This window comes from Sphingomonas sp. P3_C5 (assembly GCF_056402635.1).
The window spans coordinates 162,541-171,704 of the sequence record NZ_JBFUHA010000011.1; the positions used below are offsets into that span (position 1 = coordinate 162,541).

7 protein-coding genes and 1 pseudogene are annotated in these 9,164 nt (G+C 60.8%); 7 read left to right on the plus strand and 1 reads right to left on the minus strand.

Features of this window, described 5'->3' with window-relative positions:
* Positions 1-85 precede the first annotated feature (85 nt).
* The 7 genes from AC1DVS_RS22765 to AC1DVS_RS22795 all read left to right on the plus strand — a co-directional run bounded on the left by AC1DVS_RS22765 (position 86) and on the right by AC1DVS_RS22795 (position 8,760).
* Positions 86-1,276, plus strand: a complete 1,191-nt coding sequence (locus tag AC1DVS_RS22765; protein ID WP_478026634.1) for a glycosyltransferase family 4 protein — start codon at positions 86-88, stop codon at positions 1,274-1,276.
* Positions 1,277-1,344: 68 nt separating this feature from the next.
* The gene (locus tag AC1DVS_RS22770) at positions 1,345-2,805 is read left to right on the plus strand and encodes an MBOAT family O-acyltransferase (RefSeq protein WP_478026636.1); all 1,461 of its coding nucleotides are present in this window, start codon (positions 1,345-1,347) and stop codon (positions 2,803-2,805) included.
* Between the two features lie 17 nt (positions 2,806-2,822).
* Complete coding sequence (locus AC1DVS_RS22775; protein ID WP_478026638.1) at positions 2,823-3,914, plus strand: SGNH/GDSL hydrolase family protein; 1,092 nt, start codon at positions 2,823-2,825, stop codon at positions 3,912-3,914.
* A complete protein-coding gene (locus AC1DVS_RS22780; RefSeq protein WP_478026640.1) occupies positions 3,911-5,185 on the plus strand; it encodes a VpsF family polysaccharide biosynthesis protein in 1,275 nt (424 codons plus the stop codon). Before AC1DVS_RS22775 ends, AC1DVS_RS22780 begins: the two co-directional genes overlap by 4 nt.
* Positions 5,186-5,233: 48 nt before the next feature.
* On the plus strand, positions 5,234-6,367 hold the full coding sequence (locus AC1DVS_RS22785; RefSeq protein ID WP_478026642.1) for a glycosyltransferase family 4 protein: 1,134 nt from the start codon (positions 5,234-5,236) through the stop codon (positions 6,365-6,367).
* Positions 6,368-6,537: 170 nt separating this feature from the next.
* Positions 6,538-7,590, plus strand: coding sequence for a glycosyltransferase family 4 protein (locus tag AC1DVS_RS22790; protein WP_478026643.1), 1,053 nt, complete (start codon positions 6,538-6,540; stop codon positions 7,588-7,590).
* Between the two features lie 60 nt (positions 7,591-7,650).
* The gene (locus tag AC1DVS_RS22795; protein WP_478026645.1) at positions 7,651-8,760 is read left to right on the plus strand and encodes an acyltransferase family protein; all 1,110 of its coding nucleotides are present in this window, start codon (positions 7,651-7,653) and stop codon (positions 8,758-8,760) included.
* A 171-nt stretch (positions 8,761-8,931) separates the two neighbouring features.
* Here AC1DVS_RS22795 and AC1DVS_RS22800 read toward each other — a convergent pair.
* Positions 8,932-9,164: pseudogene (locus AC1DVS_RS22800) on the minus strand (IS630 family transposase); the annotation flags it as partial.

Below are 9,164 nucleotides of genomic sequence, written 5' to 3' on the forward strand. Positions count from 1 at the left end.
CGGAACGATCAAAGTTGGCCTATCGCCCGCTGATCGTTACCGGCGAGTCATCGTTGCGAGGTGCTTTTGGGGGTATCGGCGAATCATGACCAATTCCGGCGCAGCCTCCACCGCCATTTTCCCGGGCCAGGTGTGCCTCTATACCCGCTCCTGGCGAACAGCCGGCGCGGGACTGTTCGCGCAGGAGCTCGCCAAGGGCCTGATCGAGCAAGGCGCCAGCGTGATATTCGTCTCGCCGCGCACCGATTTCTCCTTTCTGGAGACAGATCACGCCGCCCTGATTCGGCTCAGGCCGCCGAGGGAACTCGGGCCGGGGAGCGCAAAGCCCCGCCGCGCGATCGTTTCGATCAGCAGGATGATCGGCAGCGCCCTGTCGCTGTTGCGCGCGCGGCTCTCGACGCGTGTCTTCATCATCACCATTCCCGATCCGCTGATCATCGCCATCCCGGTCCTGTTCCTGCTCAGGCTGACCGGCGCAAAACTCATCGTCATCGCCCATGATCCGCTGCCGCATGCATGGATGCTCCCGGCCCGGCTGCGCGTCTTCGAGCGCKGCGCGCACTCCCTCTTCTTCCGCACCGCCTCGGCAATCGTCGTGCTGAGCGAGCCCACCCGCACCCAGTTCAGCGCGGCGCACCCGCGCATATCCGCGCCCGTCCATGTCATCGAGCACGGCGTCTTCGTGATGAAGAGCTTCTCCCCGCCCCCCGGCACCAGCCAGCTGCTGCTGTTCGGTACCATCCGCCGGAACAAGAACGTCCTCGGCGCCATAGCCGGCGCTGCAGCCGCACGCCGGTCGGGCGTTCCCGTGCGCCTTATCGTGGCCGGCGAAGCGCACCGCGAAGAGGCTGGCTATGCCGCCGCCTGCGCACACCTCGCGGCCCAGCATCGCGACGCGGTGTCGCTCAGAATGCACTATGTCGAGGATGACGAGCTCGCAGAGCTGTTCGCCGAAAGCGACGCCTTGCTCATGCCTTATGGCGACTTCCACTCGCAAAGCGGCGTTGCGCTCCTCGCTGCCTCAAACGCCCGCCCGATCATCGCGACGAGCGCCGGCGGAATCGGCACGCTCATCGCGGAAGGCATGCCCGCCGTCACCATCGCCCCGCCGGCTGGCCCAGACGAGATCAGCGCCGCGATTCGCGCCTTTTATGCCCAGCCGATCGAAAGCTGGCAGTCGCGTGCCGTCCAATATCGGGAAGTGACGCTCGAGCGCCGCTCCTGGCACAGCATCGCCGGCGAATATGCTGCACTTGCGAAATCGCTCGCGACCTGACAATTCGACAAGCCAGCTGGCAGGGGCAGACGCCTCGCAACGGCCGATCGCGAGTAGGGTAAGCGACAATGCTGTTCACGTCGGGCCTTTTCCTGTTCCTCTTCCTGCCCGTCACGGTCATCGGCTTCTACCTGATCGCGCGCTTTACCCGGCCCGCGCTCGCCGCAAGCTGGCTTTTTGCCATGTCGCTGGTCTTCTACGGATTCTGGGTACCMGAATTCATCGGCCTGCTGGTCGGCTCGATCCTATTCAATTTCTTCGGCGGCATCTGGATCGCGCGCCATGCCTGCTCGAAGACCGGAAAGGCGATCACCACGCTGTGGATCGCGGCGAATCTCATCCTCTTGGCTTTCTTCAAATATTACAACTTCTTCATCGACAATCTCGCGGCMGCCAGCGTCCATCTTCCGGTCCTGAATGTGGTGCTGCCGATCGGCATCTCCTTCTTCACCTTCACTCAGATCGCGTTTCTGGCGGATGCCTATAAGGGCAAGGTTCGCGACGCGCGGCTTGTCCATTACGGCCTGTTCGTCACCTATTTCCCGCATCTGATCTCGGGCCCGATCCTGCATCACGCGGAAATGATGCCGCAATTCGCCGAGCCCCGAACCTACCGCCCCGATCTCGTCAAATTCACCCTCGGCGCCGCATTCCTGCTCGTCGGCATGGCGAAGAAAGTGCTGGTGGCGGACAGCGTCTCAGGCATAGCCGATCACGCCTTCAACGCGGCGGCTCACGGCCAGGTCGGGCCGCTCCACGCATGGGAGGGCGCGATCGCCTATGCGATGCAGATCTATTTCGACTTTTCCGGCTATTCGGACATGGCGGTCGGCATCTCGCTGCTGCTCAACATCCAGCTGCCCTTCAATTTCGCCTCGCCCTATCGCTCGATCAACATCATCGAATTCTGGCGCCGCTGGCACATGACTCTGTCCCGCTTCCTGCGCGATTATCTCTATATCGGCCTGGGCGGAAACCGGCACGGCCAGGTCCGGCGCTACGTCAATCTCGCCGCCACCATGGTCCTTGGCGGCCTCTGGCACGGCGCCGCCTGGACCTTCGTGATCTGGGGAGCGCTCCACGGCACGTACCTCATCATCAACCACTTCTGGCGCTGGCTGACGCAGCGCCTCCGTCTCTCGCTGATCAGCGGCCTCCCCGCACGCGCCCTGGGATGGGCGGTCACCATGCTCGGCGTGGTCATCGCCTGGGTCTTCTTCCGCGCGACGACGGTCGATGGCGCCCTGGCGATGCTGCACGCCATGGCTGGCGCGACACCCCAGGTCGATCAACTCGCCGGCCGCGAGCAGGCCTGGCTGTTGCTTACGGCCCTCATCGCCTTCGTCGTGCTGCTGCCCAATTCGCAGACGCTGATCCTCGACCGCCTCAAGCCCCTCATCGAGCGCCGCGCAGCGGCCGCCGCCTGGCCGATCTGGGCCGGCCTCGGCGCCTGGAGCGCGGCCGTCTGCTGGCTCGCCCTGGTCGCCGCCTCGCGTGAGAATTCCGCGTTCATCTACTTCAACTTCTGATGCGAAAGGGAGCGGGCATGACACGAATCATCCACCTGGTCGGCGGCATCCTCCTCGCTTTGCTCGCGGCCGAAATCGTGCTCCGGCTCCTGCCGCTGCCCGCCGGCGTATTGGCGGCTGAGCCCTCCAGCGACTGGCCCGCGCGACACATGGTCCCCAACACCGACACGACCATGTCCTTCGCCTGGAATCTGGCGAATGTTCAGCACGGACATGTCAACAATGCCGGCTTCTCCTCGCCCTTCGATTACAAGGACGGCGCCTCGGTCGGCGTCGTGATCGGAGACAGCTATATCGAGGGGATGAGCAACCCCGCCGATGGTCGCTTGCAGGCGTTCCTCGCCAGCGATCTCGGCCTGCCCCAGGATCAGGTCTATAATTTCGGCATCAGCGGGACGAGCCTGCCACATTATCTGGGCGTGGCCCGGCTGGTCGGGCAGCGCTATCGGCCGCGCTGGGCCGTCGTCCTCATCGTCGCCGAGGATTTCGTCGAGGGCTATACGCCAGACGCCGGCCTTTACAGCTGGGGCCCCGCGCCGGACGTCATACACCTCACGCCGCCGCGCGTTCATGGCGGCCTTGGCGAGCATCTCCGGGGCTCGGGGCTGTTTCGCTATATCCGCGTCAACCTCAAATTCTCGCCGTCCATGCTGCTCGCGTCCGGTTTCCCCAAGCCGGTCAAGACCGGGTGCCGGCCTGCCCGCCTGTCCGCGAAAGATGAGCGGCTGCTCGCCGCCTGGGTGAACGAGCTTCCCCGCGCCTTGCGGCTCCCTCCCGAGAAGATCGTCCTCGCATTCGACGGAGACCATGGCCGCCTCGAAGGCGAGCGACCGACCGAGAGCCTCTGCCCGACCCGCGACTGGCTCGCCCGCCATCGCCTCGCCGACCAGGCGCGAGCGAGTGGATTTTCGGTGGTCGAGGCTGGCCCGCTCTTCGCTACAGCCTATGCGCGCGACCATGCCGCGCTGGACAGGCTGCCGATCGACCCACATTGGACACCCTATGCGAACAAGCTGGTTGCGGGTGCCGCTGCACGTGCGCTACAGGATGCTGCGATGCGGTATAAATCAAGCCCGGATGGTTCGCGGCTGGCGAAATTTTCGCAGTGACGCGCCTGTTTCACCTTTTGTTCGTGCTGGCGGCAGGATCTATTTTCCTGTTCGGCGCTGACCTGCTCGACAATGTCGGCTGGAAATACTCATCGGATGCCGGTTCGATTTTCACCCGGATGCATCCAGGAACATATCTGATCGTGGCTGCCACCGGCGTCGCTACTTTTCTGTATCCAAGCAAGATTCTAAGAACGCTAAAATCCGGTCCGTTCATATTTTTCAATATTGCTGCGTTCATTCTCCTAATTCGCGCAATTTTTATTACGATGGCGGGTGTTACAAGTGGAGAATTGACCACCGTCATCACCAATTTTTTCACGCCATCCATGATTTACCTGTGCGCGCGGTGCCTCTCCACCGATGAACTACGCGCCTTCGAGATGCCGTTGCGCATTTTCATGGCGCTCAATTCGTTGATCGGCATCGGAGAAAGACTGGTCGGCCATCGACTGATCCACGGCTTTATGGACACGACGCGCGATCCTCGTTCAACCGCGTTTGTCGCCCACCCGCTGAATGCCTCGTTGCTGACGGGCCTCGTCATTGTGTACCTTGTCTCTGCGCGGCGCGGCCAAAATCCGATCACCCGCCGATTGCCGGAACTGATCCTGCACTGCATTGCAATGTTCGCCTTTGGCGGCCGGTCCGCACTCGTGTTTACGCCCGTCGTGTTGCTCCTGAGTTCGGTCGCTGCCCGGCGCGAAGCCGGTCAGGCCGATCTGACTTTGCTACAGCGGGCACTGCCGGTAATTCTGGTCCTGGTCGGCCTGACGCTCGTTTTCCTCCCTCTTCCGTTCGTCGATGCGACCCTTGATCGTTTCACGAACGACCTGAATAGTGCTCAGCAGCGCAACTCAGCGATCGAGATACTAATGCAGGTATCTGCTCACGATCTGTTGTGGGGCATAAATGTGCTCGAGCGCGATGCGTTCGCTAAATTCCACTCGGGCGTCGCGATTGAACTATGTTGGGTGGCACTCACCTTGACATATGGGTTTATTGCCGTCCTGCCGATGATTGTGGGCCTGCCGTTGTTCTTGTTTCGGATTTCACAAGCCCTTGATCGATCTGCATTCTACATGGCGTGTTTTTTCATGCTTGTGACGGCCGGGTCGCTCTCGATCGGCGTGAAATCATTGCTGATACCGCAATGCGTGCTGATGATGCTCTTTCTGGCGCAACGCAGATACGTTGCTCGCGCCGGCGCCATGTTCCAGCAATTCTACAAGTCCGGGGCACAGCCTCCAGATCTGAAGCGAAGCGCCTGACGATGTCTGCACATCAATGACCCGCCATCATCCCGGATACTGAACTTCATGAAGATCGCCCTTCTCACCAGCGAATTTCCGCCCTTCCATGGAGGAATAGGATCTTATGCGCGGGAGATGGCGTCGGCGGCGGCTGCTGCGGGGCATGAGGTCGTGGTCCTGGCACCCGATTATGGCAAGGATTGTACTGCGATCGATGCCGAGTTCGATTTTCGTGTCGTGCGCTTCGCCGGCGGTCCGGCCTCCTTCAAGGGGCTGCCCAAACGGATTCAGGAAACAAGGCGCCTTCTAAAGGAGCAGGCCTTCGATCTCATCCACGCGGTCGACTGGCCGTTCTTCATCCCGGCCCGGCTGTCCCCGCGCGGCAAGGCCATGACGATCCTCACGGTCCACGGCACCGAGATCAATTATATGAGCGCGCCGCGCCGCCGCATGGCGCTGAAGGCGATCGGCTTCTGGCGATCCGGCTGGGCGCGCTGGACAGCGAACAGCCAGTTCACCGCCGATCTCCTGCTGCGGACATTCCCACACATAGATGCGACGAGCGTTCGCGGCATACCGCTCGGCGTAGGTGAAGTCTGGAAGTCCGGCCGCCTGGACAAGCGCACCACCCGCGCAGCGCTCGGAATAGCCGACGATAGATTCATCATCGTCTCCCTTGGCCGGGTTGTCCCCCGCAAGGGGCATATGGTGGTGGCAAACGCGCTCGCGGCTTTGCCGGAAGCCGTGTCGAGCCGCATCGAATGGTGGATCATCGGCCCTCTTCAGGAAGCTGACTATGCTGACGCGTTGCGCGCGGCGATCAAGGATCTGAAGGCAAAAACCTGCTTTTTCGGTGCCTTGCCGGACGATGATGTTCGCAAAAGATTGTCCGCAGGCGATCTCTTCTGCTTGCCCGGCTATCAGGATCTGGGCGGGCGGTTCGAAGGTTTCGGCCTCGCCTTTCTGGAGGCCGGAGCCTACGGCCTGCCGGCCATTGCCACGCGTTCGGGCGGAATTCCCGAAGCGGTTGAGGACGGCGTAACCGGGATATTGGTGAAAGAGCGAGACTCGCAGGCGGTAGGCAAGGCCATCGAATCCTTCGTCAACAAGCCCGATCTCTTGGCAAAAATGGCTGTGGCGGCGGAAGAGAAAGCGAACCACGCGACCTGGGCCAAGGTCGCGGCCGATAGTTATAACTGAGGTCCGCCCGCCTGAATTCCTCAGGCGGGTCTGGGCCCGGATGAAGTCACGTCGAATACCGGATCCGCAAACGGTTTCCGGGTGTTGAAGTCGAACCAGGGGGCACAATAGCTATCTCAAGACGAACGATTGCCTTCATTGTAGCGCCGCACGAGGAAAATGGCGGAGGCATGGGCCGCGTCCGGGACTATGTGGTCCAGGCGCCGCCGGACGCGCTGCGCGGCTTCAAGGCCGTTCCGGTCAGCACGCGGGATCATCGCGGTCGCTGGTGGTCGCCTTTGCTGGTCATCAAGGCCTGCTGGATCATCCTCAAGGCACGCGTGACGTTCACGCCGGCAATCGTCCATGTGAATTTCGGAGACCGAGGGTCGGCGGCACGCAAGGGAACCCTGGTGCTGTTCTGCAGGCTGGTCTTCATGCCGGTGTTCCTGCATTTCCATGCGGTCACCTTTGAACGCGATATCGCGCGGCTATCGCCTTTGGGGCGCTGGCTGGCGCTCGTCCCCTTCCGGATCGCCACCTGCAACATCGTGCTCGGGGAACGCTGGCGGACCTGGCTGTGCGAAGAGATCGGCATCAGCCGCGAGCGCGTGGAAGTCCTGATCAACGGCGTGCCGATCGACCCGCCGGTCGGGCGACGCCACAGCAACGATCACGGCGAGCTGCGCATCCTGTTCCTCGGCAATCTGATCGAGCGAAAGGGCGTGACGGATCTGATCCACGCCCTCGCCAAGCTACCGCCGAGCGACATCCCCTGGCACGCCCGCTTTGCCGGCAATGGCGACATCGCCTATTATACAGCCGTGGCAGATAGCGCCGGCATTGCCGAGAAGATCGGCTTCAGCGGCTGGGTTGGCCAGGAAACCGCGAACAATTTGGTCTCGAGCGCTGACCTTCTCGTGCTGCCCTCCTATGACGAAGGACTTCCGCTCGTCGTGCTCGAAGCGCTTGGTCTTGGCACCCCGGCGATCACCACGCCGATCGGGGCGATGCCCGAGGTGCTGACTGACGGCCATGATGTCATCTTTTGCCCGGTCGGCGACCAGGCCGCGCTGACCGCGGCAATCGCCAGACTGATGGCCGATCCCGCCTTGCGCCAACGCCTTTGCGACAACGGCATCGATACATTCGGCAAGCGATTTTCGGTCGAGGCGTTTCGGGACAGCCTCGTCACGATCTGGGAACGGCATCTTCGGTCGGATCGTCAGCTAAACACGGAATAGGCTGGGGCAGGGACCAGTCTCGGCATTCGTCGAGATACAGTCCTGAAGCGTCCGGGACCTGTGGCGCGCGACGATCATGCGCTGCCTGAATCGAAAGCTCTTGGGGAACCCATGGAACGGAAAAACTATGAGACCCTGAATGCAATGCGAGGCGTCGCCGCGGTTAGCGTCGTCCTCTACCACGCGGTCAATCTCTTCCATATCCAGATCTTCCCAAGGGGATATTTGGCCGTCGATCTGTTCTTCATGCTTTCCGGATTCGTGATCGCGCATGCTTACGATAATCGGATCGCAGGCGGGCTCGGCTGGCGCGAGTTTGCCAAAATCCGGATTATCCGCTTCTATCCGCTATATCTTGCCGGCATTCTTCTCGGCACAGTTCGTGAACTGGCGCTAATCCTCACTCACAACCACTACGCCTTCACAACCATGCAGCTCGGTATAGCGATAACGACCGCCCTACTGTTCTTGCCGTTCCCAATTAAAGAAAGAGGCTACAATCTCTTCAGCATGAATATACCGTCTTGGTCGTTGATGTATGAGTTGCTGGTGAATGTCGCCTACGCGATGCTGTTTCATAAACTCAGCAATCGAGTTCTCGCTATCATAATCACCCTGGCGGGAGGCGCGCTCGTCGCACTGGTTTTCAGATTCGAAAGCGCCAACTTGGGTGCTCTGTCTACAGATACCATTGGCGGCATTGCCAGAACGATCTTTTCATTCTCAGCCGGACTTTTGATTTATAGATTGAATATTCGTGTCCGACGCGTTCCGGCAACGTTACTTTTACTTGCCTTAATCGCGTGTTTTATGGTGCCAGTCTTTTTTGAGTATTATTACGACCTACTCTTTATCCTAATTCTAAGCCCGGCGCTTGTCATCGTGGGAACTTCAACAGAGCCTTCGCCCGCCGCTCTAAAGATATTCATATACCTCGGCATCATATCATTTCCGATCTACGCTGTGCACAGGCCTCTATTGGAATTGAGCGCAGCGGCAGCGACCTTGGCGCACCTGCCGGGACCGGTCGTCGGCGCTGCCTGCATCATCGGCCTTCTGATCTTATGTCCGCTTTTGGATCGTTGGTACGATCGTCCGTTCCGGGGCGCCCTGTCCAATGCAACAAGGACGAAGCTGCGGAGCGATCCAGGCCGCGCAGCCGCACCCTGAGGGCCACTACCGATCTAGGGCCGATCGACATTCAGTTCAGGTCGAGCCGAAAATGGAGATTTCCGAGCATCGGAGCGCGGCGTACTTCAGGTAGGTGAGTACCGAAACGCAGGAAATCGCCATTTGCAGGCCGGCATGGGCTGAATGTCGATTGGCCCTAGTCACCTGAATCTAAAGTTCGGTGCATAATGTTTGCTCGGTCTTTTGACAGAAGCGTTTGACGGCGGCGAGGATATCGTCGGCGGATTTGGTCCATCGGAAAGGCTTTGGATTGGCGTTGTGCCGATCGATGAAGCTTCGGATATCGGCTTCGAGTTGGGCTGTGGAAGTGTGGACACCGCGCTGGATTTGCTTGCGGGTGAGTTCGGCGAACCAACGCTCGACCTGATTGATCCACGACGCCG

Bases quoted from the DNA above. Each gene is read 5' to 3' on its own strand.
- AC1DVS_RS22790 (WP_478026643.1), top strand. From the start codon at position 6,538: ATGGGCCGCGTCCGGGACTATGTGGTCCAGGCGCCGCCGGACGCGCTG.
- AC1DVS_RS22785 (WP_478026642.1), top strand. From the start codon at position 5,234: ATGAAGATCGCCCTTCTCACCAGCGAATTTCCGCCCTTCCATGGAGGA.
- AC1DVS_RS22775 (WP_478026638.1), top strand. From the start codon at position 2,823: ATGACACGAATCATCCACCTGGTCGGCGGCATCCTCCTCGCTTTGCTC.